17 protein-coding genes are annotated in these 19,935 nt (G+C 36.9%); 14 read left to right on the forward strand and 3 right to left on the reverse strand.

Translation table 11 applies throughout. The features are described 5' to 3' along the window. Positions 1-116 precede the first annotated feature (116 nt). Positions 117-1,328, reverse strand: a complete 1,212-nt coding sequence (locus ACS3UD_RS17345; protein WP_374049888.1) for an MFS transporter — start codon at positions 1,326-1,328, stop codon at positions 117-119. Next, entirely contained in the window at positions 1,318-1,812 is a 495-nt protein-coding gene (locus tag ACS3UD_RS17350; RefSeq protein ID WP_308138385.1) for a MarR family winged helix-turn-helix transcriptional regulator, read from the reverse strand. Before ACS3UD_RS17350 ends, ACS3UD_RS17345 begins: the two co-directional genes overlap by 11 nt. 431 nt (positions 1,813-2,243) lie before the next feature. On the opposite strand from ACS3UD_RS17350, the gene ACS3UD_RS17355 reads away from it, so the two are divergent. Next, a complete protein-coding gene (locus ACS3UD_RS17355; protein WP_308138384.1) occupies positions 2,244-4,037 on the forward strand; it encodes a phosphoenolpyruvate carboxykinase (GTP) in 1,794 nt (597 codons plus the stop codon). 107 nt (positions 4,038-4,144) lie between these two features. Here the strand turns inward: ACS3UD_RS17355 and ACS3UD_RS17360 are convergent, their stop codons facing one another. Further along, positions 4,145-5,791, reverse strand: a complete 1,647-nt coding sequence (locus ACS3UD_RS17360) for a SulP family inorganic anion transporter (RefSeq protein ID WP_308138383.1) — start codon at positions 5,789-5,791, stop codon at positions 4,145-4,147. A 294-nt stretch (positions 5,792-6,085) separates the two neighbouring features. Between ACS3UD_RS17360 and truA the strand changes: the two genes are divergently transcribed. The 13 genes from truA (at position 6,086) to ACS3UD_RS17425 (ending at position 19,683) form a co-directional block, all read left to right on the forward strand. After that, on the forward strand, positions 6,086-6,823 hold the full coding sequence (gene truA, locus ACS3UD_RS17365; RefSeq protein WP_308138382.1) for a tRNA pseudouridine(38-40) synthase TruA: 738 nt from the start codon (positions 6,086-6,088) through the stop codon (positions 6,821-6,823). Positions 6,824-6,859: 36 nt separating this feature from the next. Next, positions 6,860-8,449: an ATP-binding protein gene (locus ACS3UD_RS17370; RefSeq protein ID WP_308138381.1), complete on the forward strand. Its 1,590-nt coding sequence runs from the start codon at positions 6,860-6,862 to the stop codon at positions 8,447-8,449. Beyond that, positions 8,442-9,143: a response regulator gene (locus ACS3UD_RS17375; protein WP_308140142.1), complete on the forward strand. Its 702-nt coding sequence runs from the start codon at positions 8,442-8,444 to the stop codon at positions 9,141-9,143. Before ACS3UD_RS17370 ends, ACS3UD_RS17375 begins: the two co-directional genes overlap by 8 nt. Before the next feature lie 244 nt (positions 9,144-9,387). Further along, the gene (locus ACS3UD_RS17380; RefSeq protein ID WP_308138380.1) at positions 9,388-10,560 is read left to right on the forward strand and encodes an NAD(P)-dependent malic enzyme; all 1,173 of its coding nucleotides are present in this window, start codon (positions 9,388-9,390) and stop codon (positions 10,558-10,560) included. A 36-nt stretch (positions 10,561-10,596) separates the two neighbouring features. Beyond that, positions 10,597-11,883: a 2-hydroxycarboxylate transporter family protein gene (locus tag ACS3UD_RS17385; RefSeq protein WP_308138379.1), complete on the forward strand. Its 1,287-nt coding sequence runs from the start codon at positions 10,597-10,599 to the stop codon at positions 11,881-11,883. 101 nt (positions 11,884-11,984) lie between these two features. After that, entirely contained in the window at positions 11,985-13,259 is a 1,275-nt protein-coding gene (locus ACS3UD_RS17390; RefSeq protein ID WP_308138378.1) for a 3-isopropylmalate dehydratase large subunit, read from the forward strand. Next, on the forward strand, positions 13,244-13,750 hold the full coding sequence (locus ACS3UD_RS17395) for a LeuD/DmdB family oxidoreductase small subunit (RefSeq protein WP_213926577.1): 507 nt from the start codon (positions 13,244-13,246) through the stop codon (positions 13,748-13,750). The genes ACS3UD_RS17390 and ACS3UD_RS17395 overlap by 16 nt, the downstream gene beginning before the upstream one ends. Positions 13,751-13,857: 107 nt before the next feature. Further along, positions 13,858-14,130: a citrate lyase acyl carrier protein gene (gene citD / locus ACS3UD_RS17400; protein ID WP_308138377.1), complete on the forward strand. Its 273-nt coding sequence runs from the start codon at positions 13,858-13,860 to the stop codon at positions 14,128-14,130. Further along, positions 14,130-14,996 carry an HpcH/HpaI aldolase/citrate lyase family protein gene (locus ACS3UD_RS17405; RefSeq protein WP_308138376.1) on the forward strand — a complete coding sequence of 289 codons (867 nt, stop codon included), beginning with the start codon at positions 14,130-14,132 and terminating at the stop codon, positions 14,994-14,996. The genes citD and ACS3UD_RS17405 overlap by 1 nt, the downstream gene beginning before the upstream one ends. Continuing rightward, positions 14,996-16,402: a citrate lyase subunit alpha gene (citF, locus tag ACS3UD_RS17410; protein ID WP_308138375.1), complete on the forward strand. Its 1,407-nt coding sequence runs from the start codon at positions 14,996-14,998 to the stop codon at positions 16,400-16,402. Before ACS3UD_RS17405 ends, citF begins: the two co-directional genes overlap by 1 nt. A 13-nt stretch (positions 16,403-16,415) precedes the next feature. Continuing rightward, positions 16,416-17,486: a [citrate (pro-3S)-lyase] ligase gene (gene citC, locus ACS3UD_RS17415; RefSeq protein ID WP_308138374.1), complete on the forward strand. Its 1,071-nt coding sequence runs from the start codon at positions 16,416-16,418 to the stop codon at positions 17,484-17,486. Further along, positions 17,455-18,861, forward strand: coding sequence for a triphosphoribosyl-dephospho-CoA synthase CitG (gene citG / locus ACS3UD_RS17420; RefSeq protein ID WP_308138373.1), 1,407 nt, complete (start codon positions 17,455-17,457; stop codon positions 18,859-18,861). Before citC ends, citG begins: the two co-directional genes overlap by 32 nt. 129 nt (positions 18,862-18,990) lie before the next feature. Beyond that, positions 18,991-19,683: a Crp/Fnr family transcriptional regulator gene (locus tag ACS3UD_RS17425; RefSeq protein WP_308138372.1), complete on the forward strand. Its 693-nt coding sequence runs from the start codon at positions 18,991-18,993 to the stop codon at positions 19,681-19,683. Positions 19,684-19,935: the final 252 nt, after the last annotated feature.

Here is a 19,935-nt window from a genome sequence, read left to right on the forward strand (position 1 = left end):
CAGGCTGTGCTTGAAAATATAACGTAATTCAAATGTCATTTGGACATATAGTCAAATCTAGACTATATGTCCATTGTTTTTATGGCAAATACAATTTTTGCTGGACTCGATTGATCTTATGATTCAGCGCTGGCATTATGGTTTTTCGAGGAATTTCGATTGAAGAAAACACATAGCAATAAAGCGGATGCTGATGATAGAGCTGCCCCAAAAATGAATGGTGCGTAGGAGCCGATATTATTCCATAGTATACCTGCAATTATGCTGGCAGGTAACAAGGCAATGCCTACAATTGTGGAATGAAGGCCAAGCATTGTTCCTTTTAATTCATGGGGTGATATCTCAGATATGAAGGCTCTTTCTACGCCTGTTACCATTGCAGTGTAGAAGCCGTAAATAATGAAAGAGATAACAAGCATCCACTTTTGAGATGCGAACGCAAAGCCTAGATATACGACTGCAAATAAAATATAACCTTTTATAAGAATTTTTTTCCTTCCAACTTTATCCGAGCGTTTACCAAAATGTATGGCAAGGGATGCAGCAGTTATGTTATAGATAAAGTATAAAAGAATAGTGTTTGTACTTGTAAACCCTATGTCAGTTGCCTTTAGCAATAGAAACGAATTGGAGGAGTTACCCAGTGTGAAAATAAAGGTAACAAGTAGGTAAAGTTTTAAATTGCTATCTAGTTTTCCTACGTTGTTCCAAAAATGTTCCTTCTGTTTTATTTCTCTGTTACCGCGCTTTTCTTCAATAAAGAAAAACATGGCAAGGGCAATCAGTACGGGGATAATTGAGAGCGCAAATACAGTTCTATAAGCATTATCTCCAACTTTTTTTAATAAAAAGAATGATAAAAGTATTCCAATTGCAGAGCCTGCCATATCCAATGCTTTGTGTATTCCAAAGGCCTTGCCCATATGCGATTCTTCTGCGCTTTCAGATACCATAACATCTCTTGGTGCTGTACGAATTCCTTTCCCAAGTCGGTCTATTACTCTTGCTCCCAGAATTCCCACCCATGAACCGGCGAAAATCAATGCCAACTTATAAAAAAGTCCTGACGCATATCCGCAAAATGCAATTGCTTTTTTATGATTGTATTTGTCGCTGAAATATCCGCTGAACACCTTTAAAAGACTTGCTACACTTTCGGCAATGCCTTCAATGATTCCAACCAAAACAGGTGTGGCACCAAATGATGTAGTCAGATACAAGGGTATGAGGGGATATACCATTTGACTGGAAATATCAGCAAAAAAGCTGACAAGGCCGAGAAAAACAATATTTCGCAGATGCTTTTTTGATGTGTTATTATTTTTCATTATTTTCTTTCTCCAATAAATTATTATCTTGCTCAATACGCTTTGTCATATTTGGAAAATCAGCTTTACTCTCTGTTTTTGAACGATGATAAAGAATATCCAGCAATCGCGCAAATTCATTTTGGTCGTCTTCGGTCAATACTTCTAAAAGCCATTCGTAAAACATAGTTTCTATTTCAGTTTTTGAATTTTTTAAGGCTTCAGCTTTTTCAGTTGCAAATAAAATTTGGCTGCGGCCATCATTTGGATTTTTCTTACGTGTCAAAAAACCTTTTGTTTCAAGGTTTGCAGTTTGTCTTGCTACAGCAGCTTTATCAATACCAAGAACCCTGCAAATTTCAGCTTGTGTAACTCCGGGCCGATGTCTAACAACATGAATTAAATCAAATTCAGATGAGCCTACTCCATAAGCTCTTAAAGTTCGTGTTGTAAATTTATTTATTTCACGTGCAATTTTTGTGAGTTTTCTTTTGGTTACATCCATTTAAACAGCCTCCTGCATTTAGTTGTATTATCAACTATTTAGATGATACTACAACTAGTTATACTTGTCAACTGGATGTCAGGCTCTATTTATATAACGTAAATAAGCTTAATTATAATTCTGGTATTAATTTTTGAATGATACATACTTAATGGCGCAAATTCTGCATAATACAGTGCAAATAATATACAAATTTATTTATTGTGTTATTATTAAAATATGATTGCTCATTATGTTAATTAACATTTTCTTTGCATATCCTTAAAAAAATAAGTATAACTTGCAAAAAGCTTAATTTGAAAGAATCTATTTTTAAATGTTGCAAATATAATTAAGAGAATATATAATTGTGTAGGTAGATAAATATTATAACACATATTCAAAAAACGAAGATATAATATAACATAATTAATAATTTTAGGAGTGCTAAAATGCAAAAACTAACTTCGAATGTAAATGTTCTAAAATGGGTAGACGATGTCGTATCATTGACAAAACCAGCTAAAGTTATGTGGATTGACGGAAGCGAGGAACAATTAGACATACTGCGCAGGGAAGGCTGCCAAACAGGAGAAATGATTGCTTTAAATAAGGAAAAATATCCCGGATGCTATTATCATCGTTCACAGAAGGATGATGTTGCCCGCATGGAGGACAAAACGTACATATGTACAAAAAGCAAAGAGAATGCGGGTCCTACTAATAATTGGAAAAGTCCAGAAGATGCATACAAGCTTGGCAGGGAGATCTTTGCAAATTCAATGAATGGTAGAACTATGTATATTATTCCATATTCAATGGGACCTATAGGTTCACCATTTTCAAAGATAGGATTTGAAATTACTGATTCAATCTATGTGGTTTTAAGTATGAATATAATGACGAGAGTAGGAAAGAAAGTATTGGATACATTGGGAGATTCCAATGACTTTGTAAGAGGACTCCACGGCAAGTGCACTCTTGATATAGACAAAAGATATATATTCCATTTTCCTGAGGATAATACAATCTGGTCATGCAATTCAGCATACGGAGGTAACGTATTGCTGGGGAAAAAATGTTTTGCTCTCAGAATTGCATCATTCCAGGGATGGAAAGAAGGATGGATGGCAGAACATATGCTGATCTTGGGAATTGAAAATCCTAAGAAAGAAGTAAAATATATAGCTGCTGCATTCCCTTCGGCATGCGGAAAAACGAACCTTGCTATGCTTATACCTCCAGAGTTGTACAGGAAAAAGGGATACAAGGTATGGACAGTTGGTGACGATATAGCTTGGCTTAAGATAAAAGAAGACGGTAGACTTTGGGCAATAAATCCTGAAGCCGGATTTTTCGGAGTTGCTCCGGGTACAAGCGAAAAATCAAATTATAATGCTTTAATGTCATCGAAGAAAAATTCAATATTTACAAATGTTGCCTATAATTTAGATGATGATACTGTATGGTGGGAAAGAATGGACAACAACCCGCCGGAAAATGCGTTGGATTGGCAGGGTAACCCATGGAACGGCAAGAAATCAGGGGAAAGAGGAGCTCATCCGAATTCAAGATTCACAGCTCCTGCTAAAAACTGCCCATGTATTTCAAAAGAATGGGAATCACCTGAAGGAGTGCCTATTTCTGCAGTAATATTCGGTGGAAGACGCGCTAAGACTGCTCCTCTGGTATATCAATCAAGAAGCTGGCAGCACGGCGTGTTTGTAGGATCAACACTTGCATCAGAAACAACTGCTGCAGCTGCAGGAAAAACAGGAGTTGTAAGAAGAGACCCTATGGCTATGCTTCCATTCTGTGGATACCATATGGGAGATTATTTCGAGCATTGGCTTGAAATAGGTAAAAAATTGAGCAACCCTCCTAAAATATTCCATGTTAATTGGTTTAGAACTAATGATAGAGGCGAATTTATGTGGCCAGGCTTTGGAGAAAACTTCAGAGTGCTTGAGTGGATAATTAGGAGATGCGAAAACAAGGTTGATGCAGAGGCTTCTTCCATAGGATACGTTCCGAAAGTAGAAGATATTAATAGAGAAGAACTGGGTATTTCAAATGAAGTGCTAGATGAATTGCTTACAATTGATATAGATTCATGGATGGATGATGTTAAGAGCATTGAAGAATTTTACAACAAAATAGGAAGCAGGCTTCCAGAGGAATTAAAAGCAGAGCTTAACACATTAAAGAAGAATTTGTCCAATTCAAGAGAACCATCTATCGCATAGTATTTAGAAATCCGGCAGGTACCTGCCGGATTTAGTTTATTGACTAAGTGAATATAAAAAAAGTGGAATGTACTGCATGTACTTTCCACTTTTTTATATTTTATACTTTATATTGCGATTTCGCTGTTCTGTATTATACTTAAATATCTGAGTGCTTCAATTGCGTCCCAGAAAAAACATTCTTCGCCTATGAGTTCTTTCATTCCAGAGCGTTGGAACATATCCATCACATTTTCTTGAACTCCGCAAAACATAATGCAGGCTCCATTTTCAGCTGCCTTTTTCACAACTTCCTTAAATTCTCCAACAGCAGACTCATCGATGCTGGTTACAGCTCTCATTGAAATTATAATGTTGTCTGCATTAAGAGAATTAAATGTAACTTGCTCAAGCTTATCCTTTGTCATAAAGAAAAGCGGCCCTGTAATGTACATAATTTTTGTGGTTTTGTGATCTGACATTATCTTGTGGCCTTTTATTCTGTCAAGATCCACGTCGCTTACATCAACTTTTAGCTGGCTGTTTTTTACTACAAATATCATTATCCCCATGAACACTCCTATTAAAATAGCAACGGTCAGGTCAAACATAACTGTTGCAACCATAGTTATGACAAATTCTAGAATAGCATTTGCAAATTTTTTGCTGAAGATATAATTTATTTCATTCCATTCGTTCATGCGCCAAGCAGTAACCATAAGAACTCCTGCAAGAGCAGACAGAGGAATTACAGACATTACTGAGCCCAGCAAAAACATTGACGCAAGAAGCCCGACAGAATGAATAATGCTTACCAGCCTTGTCTGTCCGCCTGATTTAATAGCGACGCTTGTACGGGCAATCGCTGCAGTTGCAGGAACACCTCCCAGAAAAGGGATAATGGCATTTCCTATACCCTGAGCAATAAGTTCTCTGTCAGCATTGAGCTTCTCGTTTTTCATCTTGCCGGCAGAGGCTCCGCAAAGAAGGCTTTCAATCATTCCAAGCATTGCGATGCTAATTGCAGGGCTTATCATGTTGGAAACATTTGATAAGGTTATGACGTCAAATGTAAGCCTGTTTTCAGACAACAAAGTTTTCGGTATATCACCAACAACAGCAACCGGCAATTTTAAAGCCCAGTTAACAGCCAGTGCAATTATAATACCTGCAAGAGAAGACGGAAATTTTGCATTCCATTTCTTAGGCCATGCAACCATTACTAAAATTACCAGCAACCCAAACATCACTGCGTAAAGATTTGGCGAAAATCCCAACTCTCCGTAAGATAAAAGCTTTTGCAATGCATTTTCTCCCTTGGAAACTGTGCCGAAGAAGTTATCCACCTGTCCCAGCGCTATTATTACGGCAATGCCTGAGGTAAATCCGGTTATAACCGGAGATGGTATGAATGACACAAGCTTTCCAAAACGAAAGGCGGCTGCAATGAGCAATATTACTCCGGATAAAAATCCGGCCAAGAAGACGCCATCCATTCCGTTTTTAACGGCAAGAGACATAAGTATTGCTGACATGGCTCCCGTAGGCCCGGAAATTTGATATGAAGCTCCGGAAAGTCCACCTATAAGAAGTCCGGCTATTATTGCCGTAATAAGCCCCGAAGCTGCATCCGCTCCGGAGCTTACACCAAAAGCCAGTGCCAAAGGAAGTGCCACAGCTGTTACTGTCAATCCTGCCATAATGTCTTGAGACAGTTTTTTGCCGTTGTATCCTTTGAACTCAAGCTTTAAATCTTGAAAATACTGTTTTAACATTTTTTTCTCCATTAGTTGTAATTAATATGATACTAGAATGAATGTTATCACTTAATCAACCTAAAGGCAACCAAAAAAGCTGATAGTTTCATGTTATTTTGCTAAAACGTTTTTTTATAGAGGCTTCCTAATCACTCCGAATCTTAAAGATATCTGCCTAATTTTTTATACATGTTAATAGTTCGAATGGTTTTCTTTGCTGTAGTAATTGATAAACAGTGATCCATCAAATTAGCTATTTGTATTTTTCGTAAAATAATATATAATAGGTGTTACTAAATGACGGAGAAAAATATGAGAAATGTAAAGATGATTATTCAGTATGATGGTTCACGTTACAAAGGATGGCAGAAGCAGAATAAAAATGTTAATACAATACAGGGGAGACTGGAAGATATACTATCTGATATGACAGGAGAAGATGTTCAGCTTATAGGCTGCGGAAGGACTGATGCGGGAGTACATGCTTTAAATTATACTGCAAATTTCCATACGCTTTCAAAACTGAGTGTAGATGAAATGCTGGTGTACATTAATGAGAAATTGCCTGATGATATAGCTCTACTATCTATTAAAAATGCAAGTGAAAGATTTCATTCAAGGTACAATATATTGTCAAAGACTTATATGTACAAAATTAATAACGGTGCATCTAAAAATGTATTTGAAAGAAGGTATGTGCATAATATTGACCAGAAGCTTGATTTGGGGAAAATGAGGGAGTGTTCTGAAGTATTAGTGGGAACCCATGATTTTCAAAGTTTTACAACTTTAAAATCAAAAACAAAATCAACAGTAAGGACTATTAATTATATTAATATAGAAGAACAAGACGGCAGTGTTGAAATAGATGTAAACGGGAACGGTTTTTTGTGGAATATGGTTAGAATTATCCTAGGTACGCTTATTGAAGCGGGAAAGGGTAAGTTAAACAGAGAAGATGTTGCATCCATTTTAGATGCCAAAAAAAGAGAGAAGGCAGGGCCGATGGCCCCTCCAAAAGCACTTTTTTTAAAATATGTAGAATATTAATTCCGGAAGATTAAATTACTAAAGGATGAACAATAAATGAAAATGAAATTAGGAACACAAATAACAATTTTCTTTGTGATAATATTGATTTTTTCATTAGGCAGTATGACATTTCTTTCTTATCACCAAATGAGAATAATTTTAACGGATGAGCTTGAAGAAAAGCTTATGAATATTGCTGTATATGCATCAGAGGACTATATGGTCATAGACTGTTTAGACGGATATGAAAATTTTACAAATGAGGAACTAAATGAGCATATTGAAGAAATTCGATCTGAAACCAATGTAGATTTTATTACTGTATTCGGAATGGACAGATTAAGGCTTACACATCCGGTTAAGGAGAAAATAGGAAAAGAATTTGAAGGGGGAGATGAAGGCAGAGTGCTGACAGAACCTTCTAGGTATATCTCCAGTGCTGTTGGGTCATTAGGCAAATCTTTGAGGGCTTTTTCACCTGTTTATAAAGATGGGATTCAGGTGGGGGCGGTTTGCGTAGGAAGTACTCTTGTTGAGATAAACAAGGAGACATTTGCCAAGACCGAGCAGTTTGTGCCTTTTATACTAATAGGGTTGGTTTTAGGCATATGCTGTGCTTACATATTAACTACCAATATAAAGTATGAAATTCTAGGCATGGAACCCAGAGAAATAACGTTGCTGCTAAAGCAGAATGATGCCATACTTGAAAATGTTAAAGAAGGCATTATAACTCTGGATGAAAAGGGAAATCTGATTCAATTCAATAAGGAGGCAGCAAAAATACTTGGGTTGACTCGAAAAGACATGAACAGAAATATTAATGTGTTTATCAACCTGGAAGATACAAACAGGTTAATGAACGATGAAAATAACATCGAGGATTTTGAAGTTAAAATAAGGCCTGGTGTGACTGTTTTATGCAAGTACAATGTATTGAAAGATGATAAAAATCATATAATAGGTCAGGTAATAAACTTCAGAGATTTGACGGCTGTGAAAAGAATAGCTGAAGAACTGACAGGAATACAAAAAATGGCATGGTCTCTGAGAGCTCAAAACCATGAGTTTATGAATAAACTACACACAATTTCCGGCTTAATTCAGCTTGAGGAATATGATGAGGCCATTAAATATATTTCCAATGCGTCAAGCAGAGGAAATGATGTGACCAGTACAATAACAGGAAGAATTAAAAATATAAATATTGCTGCAATTCTTCTTGCAAAATATTATAAAGCAGAAGAGCTAAGAATTAAATTAGAAATTGATAAGTCATCTTTTTTAAACAAGGTACCGGAACATTTAAATGATGATGATTTAAGCTCGGTAATCGGTAATTTAATTGAAAATTCTCTTGATGCAGTAAGTGTTGACGGAACCGGAAAAATACTTTTTAAAATGTCTGAGGATGATGATAGAGTAATCATTGACATAAAAGATAATGGGCCTGGAGTACCGGAGGATATAAAAGAAAAAATATACGAGAGAAACTTCAGTACTAAGTCTGGGCAGAGAGGGTTTGGACTTTATATAGTCAAAAATATTATTGAAAATGCAAATGGTGAAATAACTTTGTCAACAGATAAAGGCACTTCGTGGCACATAGAAATACCAACAAAAGATGGTGATGAAAATGATTGATGTTTTGATTTTAGAAGATGACCCTATGGTAAGGGACATAAATTCAAAATTCCTTTTAAAAATTAATGGATTTCATTTGGCTAAAGCTGCTGCAAACATATCAGAAGCTCAGGAATATGTTAGGCAAAGCAATGTGGATCTGGTTCTTCTGGATATTTACCTGCCTAAAGAAAATGGTATTGATTTTCTGAAGTGGCTGAGAAGAAAAGAAATGGAAGTTGATGTAATACTTATAACAGCTGATAAGACAAGTAATATGGTTCAAGAAGCATTCAGATACGGTGCTGTGGATTATCTTATTAAGCCTTTCACATTTGAACGATTTGAAGAGGCATTGAATAATTACAAACAAAGGTATAACAAAATAAATGACCTTGATACAATTGAACAAAAGATGCTTGATAGATATATATCAAAAAATGTTGCGTTGAATGATAATAAAAACAGTTGTGAAGAAAGGGAATACGAAAAGGGAATTAATAAATATACCTACAATATTATTTGGAAGGAGATATGTAGTTCATCAGCAGGAGAATTTTTAACGGCTGAAGAAGTATCAGAAAAATCAACAGTTGCAAGAGTTACCGTAAGAAAATATCTTGAGTATATGGAAAAGGAAGGAAAGGTTGAGAAGCTGATTGAGTACGGTAAAATTGGTCGGCCTCAGCATAAATATAAGTGTAAGAAAAAATAACATGATCACATAAAGTTAAAGGTCTGCTGTTCCTTTTGTAGGAACAGCAGACCTTTAACTTTATGTTGAAAATCATAAATTTGAATGCTCACTTAGCTAATATAAAGCATTGTGATAATTTGTCAATAATATATCAAAATTAACTTAATGAACAATACTTTTTAAAATACCGGAATATTTACAACAAGGAATTGGAATGTTAGTATTAGTAGTAATTTTTCATTGAAGGCAAGGAGGAAAACGGTTGAACTATTTTGAAGAAAGCTTAAAGTTACATGAAAAAACTAAAGGAAAAATTGAAGTTATCTCAAAAATTAAGGTTGAGACGAGAGAGGATCTTAGTCTTGCATACACTCCAGGCGTTGCTGAGCCGTGCAGGAAAATCCATGAAAACGAAGATGATGTATATAAATATACATCAAAGGGTAACATAGTTGCCGTAGTTACTGACGGTTCTGCGGTGCTTGGATTGGGGAATATCGGTCCTAAAGCAGCTCTTCCGGTTATGGAAGGAAAATCCATATTATTCAAGGAATTTGCCGATGTTGATGCATTTCCTATTTGTGTTGATTCCCAAGATGCAGATGAAATTGTTAAGACTGTAAAGCTTATTGCCCCTGGATTTGGAGGAATAAACCTAGAGGATATATCTGCTCCGAGATGTTTTGAAATAGAGGAAAGATTGAAAAAGGAACTGGATATTCCAGTGTTTCATGATGATCAGCACGGAACAGCAATAGTTGTTTTAGCAGGTTTAATAAATGCATTAAAAATTATAGGAAAAAAAATAGAGGACTTAAAAATTATAATAAACGGAGCGGGAGCTGCAGGCACTGCAATTGCAACACTGTTAACGGCAGCAGGCGCAAAAAATATTGTCGCTTGCGATAGAACAGGTGCGCTGTATATAGGACGTGAAAGAATGAATGATGCTAAAAATAGTTTAGCTAAGTTTACGAATCCTAAAAATGAAAAAGGAACATTGGCTGATGTTATGGTAAATGCAGATGTATTTATAGGAGTTTCTTCAGCAGATGTTGTTAAGCCTGAGATGGTTAAGTCTATGGCTGTTGACCCAATAATACTTGCAATGGCAAATCCTACACCGGAAATAATGCCAGACCTTGCAAAACAAGCAGGAGCAAGAGTAATAGGAACAGGACGCTCTGATTTTCCGAACCAAATTAATAATGTTCTTGTTTTCCCGGGAGTGTTTAGGGGAGCGCTGGATGTAAGAGCCAGAGAAATCAATCTTGAAATGAAGCTGGCTGCTGCACATGCTATTGCAGACTATATCGGAGCTGATGAACTAAACGAAGAAAACATAATTCCAAGTGCATTGGACAAAGGAGTTGCTTCTGTAGTTGCAAAGGCAATTCAAGAAGCAGCAAAAAAATCGGGATCAGCAAGAATATAATTATTTTTGTTATAAATAACTTAATAGGAGGATGTTATGAAAGAATACAAAATAATGGGAATGAACCTTCCGGTTTATTTTACATTACTTGCAGTAATTATTGTAGCTATAATTTTAGGCGTGCTGCCCAGCGGCATGATCGGAGCATTTGCATTTATGATGGTAGTTGGAGCTCTATTAGATGTAATCGGAAACAATACACCTATAGTTAAAACATTTTTTGGAGGAGGCCCGATTGTTATTATATTCGGTTCTGCAGCGATGGTGTATTACAATGTAATTCCTGAAGCTGTTACTGAAAATGTAACGACATTTATGAAAGGCGGCGGGTTCCTTAACTTCTATATAGCTGCACTTATAACAGGTTCTATTCTTGGAATGAATAAAAAACTTCTTATCAAAGCGGCAATAAGATACTTACCTTGTATACTAGGAGGAGTTCTTGTAGCCATGGGATTCGTTGCACTAGGAGGCCTTGCATTCGGCCAATCGCCGGCAGAATCAATTGCGTACATTGGTATTCCTATAATGGGCGGCGGCATGGGTGCCGGTGCTGTTCCTATAGCAGAAGTTTTCTCCGGAGGACTGGGAGTTCCATCTGAAACAATATTGTCAAAGCTTGTTCCGGCAGTTGCTCTGGGAAATGCTATAGCAATTGTATTCGGAGGACTTCTTAACAGATTAGGGAAAAAATATCCTAAACTCAGCGGCAACGGAAAGCTTATGGACATAGGAGAAGAAGAACTTAAATTCCAAGAAGAAAAAGTAGAGTTTACATTAAAGGATTTTGGAATTGGAGTTGTAATAGCAACAACATTTTTCACATTTGGACAGATAGTGGCATACCTGATGAAAAATTATGTAGGTCTGGATATACACCCATACGCATGGATGATAATTTCAGTTGCTATAGCAAAGATAATCAATCTTGTACCACAGGAATACGAAAAAGCATGTTCAACATGGTATAAATTTGTTGCAGCCAACTGGACTTCAGCATTACTTATGGGAATCGGTATAGCTTACACAGATTTAGGTCAGGTTATTTCAGCTTTCACACCTATTTACCTTGTTCTTTGCTTCTTAGTTATTTTAGGAGCTACAGTTGGAACAGCGCTGGTAGGAAAATTAGTTGGTTTCTATCCAATAGAAGCTGCTATTACAGCTGGATTATGTATGGCAAATATGGGAGGAACAGGAGACGTTGCAGTTTTAACAGCATCTGACAGAATGGAATTGATGCCATTTGCCCAGATTTCATCAAGGCTTGGAGGAGCATTCATAATACTCTTTGCGACATTCTTGATACCTATATTTTTCTAAATATCTACAAAACAATTTTATAATCAAGCTCACCTTTATGGTGGGCTTCTTGCATAGCTTAGAAGCGGTATATATTAACACAAATTAAAGGAGAAATTATTATGCATGCTATTGAAAAAATACTTGCAAAAAATAGTGGAAAGAACGTCGTGAAAACTGGCGAAATTGTGACTGCAAAAATTGATTTTGCGGAAGTAAACGACTTGTATCTTCAAACAATCTATTCGTTCAGAGAAATGAATGGGAAAAAAGTTTGGGATAAAGAGAGACTCGCCTTTGTATTCGACCATTATGCTCCTGCTCCGACTATTAAGTCAGCACAGATTCATAAGGAAATGAGAGAATTTGCAAATGAGAATGATCTGACTTATCATTTTGATATAAATGCCGGCGTGTGCCACCAAGTTATGCCCGAGGCAGGTTTAATATATCCGGGTGCAATTGTGGTAGCTACTGATTCACATACGACGACCCACGGGGCTTTTGGCGCCATGGGAACCGGTGTTGGAGCAACCGACATGGCAACAATTATGATTTCAGGCGAGCTGTGGTTTAGAGTGCCTGAAATAATTGAAATAAGAATTGACGGCACTCCGAAAGAAGGTGTCATGCCAAAAGATGTCGTGTTATATCTTATGGGAAAAATTAAGGCTGATGGAGCTGTTTACAAGGCAATAGATTTTACAGGAAGCTATATAGAGCAGCTGGATGTACCGGGTAGAATGGTTTTATGCAACATGGCTGTGGAAATGGGAGCCAAGACAGCATACATGCAGCCGAACCAAAAAGTTCTTGATTATGTGAACAAAAGAGCAGTAAGACCGTTTGAGGTTCAATGTACGGATGATGATTTCGTGTACAGCGAATGCCATAAATTTGATATTTCGGATTTAACTCCTCAGGTTGCAGTCCCGCACAGTGTTGATAATGTGTTTTCTGTAGATGAGGTGGAAAGAATTAAAGTTAACCAATGCTTCATTGGAACATGCACTGGGGGAAGAACAGAGGATATTAAGGCAGCGGCGGATATATTGAGAGGTAAAAAAATATCAGACAATATTAGACTTATCGTTATACCGGCATCCACGGAAGTTATGATGGAATGCATGAAAAATGGGTACCTGCAAGATTGCATAAATGCAGGTGCTGCAATTTCGACTCCCGGATGCGGTCCGTGTTTAAGTGCTCATGAAGGAGTGTTGGCCCCTGGCGAGGTGTGTGTTACTGCTTCAAACAGAAATTTTCCCGGACGTATGGGGAGCAACAAGTCAAAGGTATTTCTTGCGTCTCCGGCTACAGTCGCTGCAACGGCACTAACCGGATATCTGACTAATCCATGCAATTTAAAGCAGGAGGAATTATGGAAGATAAATTAAGAGGGAAAGTTATTGTTCTGGGAAACAACATAGACACAGACCAAATTTACCCTGGAAGATTTCTTGAACTTGTAAATCCTGAAGAAGTGGGATCTCATTGTCTTGCGGGTGTTGATGAAAATATAGCAAAAAATTTTAGAAAAGGTGATGTAATAGTTGCCGGTACAAATTTTGGATGCGGCTCAAGCAGAGAGCATGCGCCTATTTCGCTTTTGAATATGGGGGCAAGCTGTGTGATTGCAGATTCATTTGCGCGTATTTTTTTTAGAAATTCAATAAATCTTGGGCTTCCGCTGATTGTGTGCAAGGGTATTAGCAGCAGACTTAATGATGGAGACGAAATTGAAGTAAGCATCAAAGAAGGAACAGTTACGCTTGTGAGCAGCGGAGAGGTTCTTAACGGTGAAAAAATAGGGGAATATGCTATGAAAATATTGAATGCAGGCGGCATAAAACCTTTGTTTCGCGCAAAAATGAAAGAGCAGCAATAGCTTTTTTACATGCATGGATAATTTCCATGTGAATTATCATTATTAACAAGTATTTTAACGCATTGTTTTTTGAGTGAAATATAATACATATGAAGGAAGGCGATATTATGAAAATTAATAGAAGTGCTTCAGCTGGAACGCTGGAATCAAGCGATATATATGTAATGGTGGAGCCAAATGAGGATGGGATTGAACTTGAGCTTGAGTCAATTGTATACAACCAGTTTGGTGAGGAAATTGAAAAAACAGTAAGAGAAGTATTAAGCGATATGGATATTCAAAATATAAAAATTCAGCTTAAAGACAGAGGAGCTGTGGAATGTGCCATAAGAGCAAGAGTTGAAACAGCTTTAAGAAGAGCGGAAGGAGCGGATGACTAATGAGACGAAGTATGCTTTTTATGCCGGGAAATAATGCAGGTATGCTGTTAAATGCTGATACACTGGGAGCAGACAGCATAATTTTTGATCTGGAGGATGCAGTATCTCCGGCTGAAAAAGATTCGGCACGTATATTGGTGCGAAATGCAATGAAATATCTAAACTATGGAAATTGCGAGATAATAATAAGAATTAATTCTATTGATACGAATTTTTGGAAAGCTGATCTTGATGAAATAATTCCGCTAAGACCGCATATGATCATGCCTCCGAAGGTATGCAGTCATAAGGATATAGAGGTTGTTGAGGATTACATAAAAAAAGTTGAAAAAAAACACGGCATAGATAATCCTGTGTCTATTATTGCACTTATTGAAACTGCATTGGGTGTTGAAAATGCTTATGAAATAGCTGCTTCAAGCGACAGGGTTAAGGCTATTTTCTTAGGAGCAGAAGATTTGACAGCTGATCTAAGGTGTAAGCGCACAAAGAAGGGTGATGAGATTTTCTATAGCAGAGGAAGAATTGTTACTGCTGCAAGAGCTGCAGGTGTTGATGCATACGACACTCCTTTTACAGACGTGGAAGACGAGGAAGGCTTAAAAAAAGATGCAGAATTTGCTAAAAGCCTGGGATTCACAGGAAAGGCAGCAATTTCTCCAAGGCATGTAATGGCTATAAATGAAGTGTTCAGTCCTACTGTTGAAGAAATTGAATATTCGAAAGAAGTTATGGATATAATCAGAATTGCAAAAGAACAGGGAAAAGGTGCCATATCCCTCAGAGGAAAAATGATAGATGCTCCAATAGTTGAAAGAGCGCGTCAGACTTTGGAAGCGGCAAAGGCATTGGGAGGTGTTTTATAATGAACAAGATTGTAAGCAGCTTGAAGGAAGCGGTTAAATTAAGCGGACTAAAGGACGGAATGCGCATTTCTTTCCACCACCATTTAAGAAACGGAGATTATGTAATAAATATGGTTATGGATGAAATTGCGGACTTAGGCTTGAAAGATATTACTGTAAATGCAAGCTCAGTTTTTGATACACACGCACCGCTTGTGAAACACATTAAAAATAAAGTTGTTACAGGGCTTGAGGTAAACTACATGGGAGCTGTCGTAGGCAGAGAAATTTCATCAGGAATTATGGATAAACCGGTGAATTTCAGGAGCCATGGAGGAAGACCAAGCGATATTGAGACAGGAAAAACACCAATAGACGTAGCCTTTATAGCCGCTCCTACATCTGACTGCATGGGAAACTGTTCAGGAAAATACGGCAAATCAGCATGCGGTTCCTTAGGATATGCGTTTGCGGATGCAATGTATGCAGACAAGGTGGTTGTAATTACGGATAATCTTGTTGACTATCCTCTTTCAGACTTTTCAATATCTGAGACGTATGTAGATTATGTTGTGTGTGTAGATAAAATAGGTGATCCGTCGGGGATAGTATCTGGAACAACAAAAATTACCAAAGATCCGGTGGGACTTATGATGGCATCATACGCTACAAAGGTTATTCAGCATTCAGGGCTTTTGAAGGATGGATTTTCTTTTCAAACAGGGGCCGGAGGTGCATCACTGGCAGCTGCTAAATACCTTAAGGATCTTATGCTGAAAGAAAATATTAAGGGAAGTTTTGGAATGGGAGGAATAACAGGTTACCTGGTTGATATGCTTGAAGCAGGATGCTTCAAAGCATTGATGGATGTTCAGTGCTTTGATTTAAAAGCAGTACAGTCGTTGCGAGACAATCCTGCTCACAGAGAGGTAACGGCGTCCCATTATGCAAGCCCTACAACAAAAAGTGCCATAGTTGACAGTCTGGATGTTGTGATTCTGGGAGCAACACAAATTGACACGAATTTTAACGTTAATGTTCATACAGATTCAAACGGGTATATAATGGGAGGATCAGGCGGACACAGCGATACTGCAGCAGGGGCTAAATTAACCATGATTGTAGCGCCTCTTACTCGAGCAAGGCTGTCAATAGTTGTGGATAAGGTGCTTTGTGTTTCAACACCGGGAAATACTGTTGATGTACTGGTTACACAGCGCGGAATCGCCGTAAACCCACTAAGACAAGATCTAAAGACAAGGCTGGAGGAAGCAAATCTGCCTGTAGTTGACATACATGAGTTAAAGAATATAGCTGAAAAAATTACAGGTGTACCAAAGAATGTAGTAATGGGCGATAAAGTTGTGGGAAATGTAATTTACAGGGACGGAACAATAATTGACACCATTAAAAATACACTTAAATAAAAAAAGGTAAAGTATGAGTTCTGAAATGTTTTATGAAGAATACGGCTACCCTTTTAGTGGGAATAAGCTTTTAAAACTGAAGAAATTCCTAGCTACGGAGCAGCTTAGCTATGATGATGGCATAGAATACACCATAAATTTTTGCGACAGCAAGGGCAATATTGCCGCAACCGGCTCTGTTGAAGGCAATGTATTAAAATGCATAGCGGTTTCTCAAATGTATCAGGGAGAAGGACTGTCTGCCAAAGTTGTTACAAGCCTAGTGTCATATGCAATAAGTAAAAACCACGGCCATCTATTTTTGTTTACAAAGACAGGAAATAAGAGTATATTTAGAGACTTGGGATTTTATATTATAGCTGAGACAGAAGATGTTGTGCTGATGGAAAACAAGAAAAATGGGATTTCAGAGTATGTTAATTCTCTGAAATCCTCAGCTGGTGAAAAATTGGTTATGGATACAGGGGCGATAATAGTTAACTGTAACCCGTTCACCAAAGGTCATTTGTACTTGGTTGAAACTGCAGCGAAACAATGCGATAATCTCCATATTTTTGTTGTGTCCGAAGATAAAAGCGCATTTCCTTCAAGCATAAGGTATAAGCTGGTAAAAGAAGGAGTGAAGCATTTAAACAATGTAGTTGTTCATCCTACATCAGATTATTTAATTTCCTCAGCAACATTTCCCACATATTTTATAAAGGATAAATATAAGGCTGGAGATATTAATTGTATTTTGGATTTGACTATTTTTTGTGAATATTTTGCTAAAGAATTGAATATTAGTAAAAGATTTGTAGGTACGGAACCTTTTGATGTAGTGACGGCGTCATATAATACACAAATGAAGGAATTTCTTAGGAAGTATGGAATAGAAGTCATTGAAATAAAAAGATATGAAGAAAATAATCATCCTGTTAGTGCATCCGGAGTCAGAAAGCTCATGACAGAAGGAAGATATGAGGAGATTAAAAAAATTGTTCCTAAGTCCACATATGAATTTTTAATGAGTAAAAAAGGAATGGAGATTGCCGAAAGAATAAGGAGCGGAGATGTCGGGAATAAACCTCAAAGAAACAGTTAAATGCGAACAAGTTACTATGGCAGAAATGTTAGATGCGAGAGAAAGGAGAGTTTCAAGACAGCAGTATATTTTGGCTCGATACAATATGACTCTTGTCTCATTTACTCTTAATATACCAGGAGCAAATAAAACATTTCCCCTTGCGGCCAGAACATTTAAAGAAGGGAAAAAACTAATCAAAAATCATCTCAGGCGACACAATATAGAAATGAAATACCAAGAAGACTGTCTGTCTAAGACTGGGTTTGAATTTTTCGTTGCCGCAGAAGGAAACTCTGGTTACATTAAAGAACTTATGGTTGAAATTGAAAACTGCTGTGAGTTGGGGAGAATTTTTGACATTGACGTAATTGATAAAAATGGCTGCAAGTTATCAAGAGAAGATGTGGGTTATGAAAGCAGAAGCTGCATATTGTGCAACGACATTGCACATGCCTGTGCCAGGAGCAGAAAGCATTCAGGTAAAGATCTTTTATTAAGGATAATTGAAATAATGACGGAGTATTTCAACCTTCAATTTGCTGATTTGTGCTCAACTTTCGCCTGCCGTGCTTTAATGTACGAAGTTATTGCAACGCCTAAGCCGGGACTTGTAGACAGGGCAAATAACGGCTCTCATAAAGATATGGACTTATATTCCTTTATAGACAGTTCATCTGTGCTTATTCCGTTTTTCAGAGAATTTGTGTTGATGGGAGCTGAATATCATGGGGAAACTCCTCAAAAATTATTTGAAAGAATAAGATATATGGGAATGAGAGCCGAGGATCAGATGCTTGCAGCAACAAATAATGTTAATACTCATAAGGGAATTATATTTTCTATGGGTGTATTGTGTGCAGCCTTGGGATATATGTACGGTAACGGTTCTGCAATAGAAACTGAAGGTATTTTTGAAACTGCAAGGCAGATGACACAAAAAGTTATGGATGATTTTCAAAATATAACACCAGATAACGCAAGGACCTACGGAGAGCGGCTATATGCAAGATATAAAATATCCGGAATTAGAGGAGAAGCCGCGAACGGCTTCGCATCGGTGAGAAAATACGGCATACCTGTATTAAAAATATTAATAAACAATGGTTTTTCATCAAATGATGCAGGAGTTGTGGTATTGCTTAATCTGATTGCTAATGTGAAGGATACAAATATAATTTCAAGGGCAGACATTGAAACACAAAAAAGAGTTCAAATTATGGCAAGGAAATTGATCAGCGAAGGGATTGACAGCATTTCTATGTCTGATATAAATGAAATGGATGTGGAGTTTATGCGTTTAAACATAAGTCCGGGGGGATGCGCTGATTTGCTTGCAATAACATACTTTATTTATTTTATCGAAAAAGAAATGAATCAAAACACTAGTGTATAAGTGTTTTAGCATATAAGAGGTTTGTATAGTGCAAGCCTCTTATTTTTTATTTTCTAAAATACTCTTTACTTACTTAGTTTTATGTATTAAAATAAAAGTAAGATACGTAACATATGTTACGGAGGTGAAATGATGTACGAAGTAATAGATATAATTAAGGACAATCAGCTTTTTAATAATATAAGTAAAGCTGAGATAAGACAGATATTGAAATGCGGCAAAGCTAGAGTGGAGGAATACAAGGATAATCAGATTGTATTTCAAAAAGATGATAATGTAAAAAAGCTTGGTATAATTCTTGAGGGGCAGTTTAATCTGGTATCGTGGAAATTTAACGGAACAAGAGCCATTGTAACTACCCTTGAGCGAAATGATCTGTTCGGAGAAGCCCTAGCATTTTCGTCATCAAAGGAATTGCCCTATGACTTGGTAAGCTCAGGAAACAGCAAGGCCCTTATTTTACCGTACTACGTGTTTTTTACCATGTGCAGAGAGGTTTGCAATTTTCATAAAATCCTTATAAATAATATGCTTTCGATTCTTGCGGATAAAATTGTAGTGCTTAATAATAAAATGCATATATTGAATACGGAAACGCTTAGAGGAAGAATAGCCATGTATTTGTTGACGCTTCATAAAAAGAACAATTCAGTTATGTTTGACATGCCTATGAACAGGCAGGAGCTGGCAGATTTTCTTAATGTTAAAAGACCGTCACTGTCAAGGGAATTTTCGAAGATGCAACAAGAAAATATTATAGAGGTACATCGTTCGACAGTAAGAATAATTGATATGGATACGCTCAAGGAGCTTTCAGATTAAATAAGTGAACATATTAAACTATTATTATTGTGTTCACTTATTTAAAAAATGCTTACGAAAAAGTGACACTTTCCAATTGGTCCTTAGTGTAAAATTACTGTAGGAAAAAAACAAGAAAAGAATAGCCCTTATGTTAAGATTAAGTATCACGCAAAATCTAACAGAAGAAAGGACTATTCTATGGAAACCATTATACACGATATTACAAAAAAATCACTGAAGAAACAATAAAAAATTTAGAAAATGTATTAA

Origin of the sequence: Sedimentibacter sp. LTW-03, from assembly GCF_052059825.1 — a bacterium.
In the GTDB taxonomy this organism is placed as follows: Bacteria; Bacillota; Clostridia; order Tissierellales; family Sedimentibacteraceae; genus Sedimentibacter.

Excerpts from the sequence above, each read along its gene's own strand:
- ACS3UD_RS17345 (WP_374049888.1), bottom strand. The coding sequence starts at position 1,328 with ATGAAAAATAATAACACATCAAAAAAGCATCTGCGAAATATTGTTTTT.
- ACS3UD_RS17370 (WP_308138381.1), top strand. The coding sequence starts at position 6,860 with ATGAAAATGAAATTAGGAACACAAATAACAATTTTCTTTGTGATAATA.
- citF (WP_308138375.1), top strand. The coding sequence starts at position 14,996 with ATGAACAAGATTGTAAGCAGCTTGAAGGAAGCGGTTAAATTAAGCGGA.
- ACS3UD_RS17375 (WP_308140142.1), top strand. The coding sequence starts at position 8,442 with ATGATTGATGTTTTGATTTTAGAAGATGACCCTATGGTAAGGGACATA.
- truA (WP_308138382.1), top strand. The coding sequence starts at position 6,086 with ATGAGAAATGTAAAGATGATTATTCAGTATGATGGTTCACGTTACAAA.
- ACS3UD_RS17395 (WP_213926577.1), top strand. The coding sequence starts at position 13,244 with ATGGAAGATAAATTAAGAGGGAAAGTTATTGTTCTGGGAAACAACATA.
- ACS3UD_RS17350 (WP_308138385.1), bottom strand. The coding sequence starts at position 1,812 with ATGGATGTAACCAAAAGAAAACTCACAAAAATTGCACGTGAAATAAAT.
- ACS3UD_RS17390 (WP_308138378.1), top strand. The coding sequence starts at position 11,985 with ATGCATGCTATTGAAAAAATACTTGCAAAAAATAGTGGAAAGAACGTC.
- ACS3UD_RS17385 (WP_308138379.1), top strand. The coding sequence starts at position 10,597 with ATGAAAGAATACAAAATAATGGGAATGAACCTTCCGGTTTATTTTACA.
- ACS3UD_RS17425 (WP_308138372.1), top strand. The coding sequence starts at position 18,991 with ATGATGTACGAAGTAATAGATATAATTAAGGACAATCAGCTTTTTAAT.
- citG (WP_308138373.1), top strand. The coding sequence starts at position 17,455 with ATGTCGGGAATAAACCTCAAAGAAACAGTTAAATGCGAACAAGTTACT.
- ACS3UD_RS17355 (WP_308138384.1), top strand. The coding sequence starts at position 2,244 with ATGCAAAAACTAACTTCGAATGTAAATGTTCTAAAATGGGTAGACGAT.
- ACS3UD_RS17405 (WP_308138376.1), top strand. The coding sequence starts at position 14,130 with ATGAGACGAAGTATGCTTTTTATGCCGGGAAATAATGCAGGTATGCTG.
- citD (WP_308138377.1), top strand. The coding sequence starts at position 13,858 with ATGAAAATTAATAGAAGTGCTTCAGCTGGAACGCTGGAATCAAGCGAT.
- citC (WP_308138374.1), top strand. The coding sequence starts at position 16,416 with ATGAGTTCTGAAATGTTTTATGAAGAATACGGCTACCCTTTTAGTGGG.
- ACS3UD_RS17360 (WP_308138383.1), bottom strand. The coding sequence starts at position 5,791 with ATGTTAAAACAGTATTTTCAAGATTTAAAGCTTGAGTTCAAAGGATAC.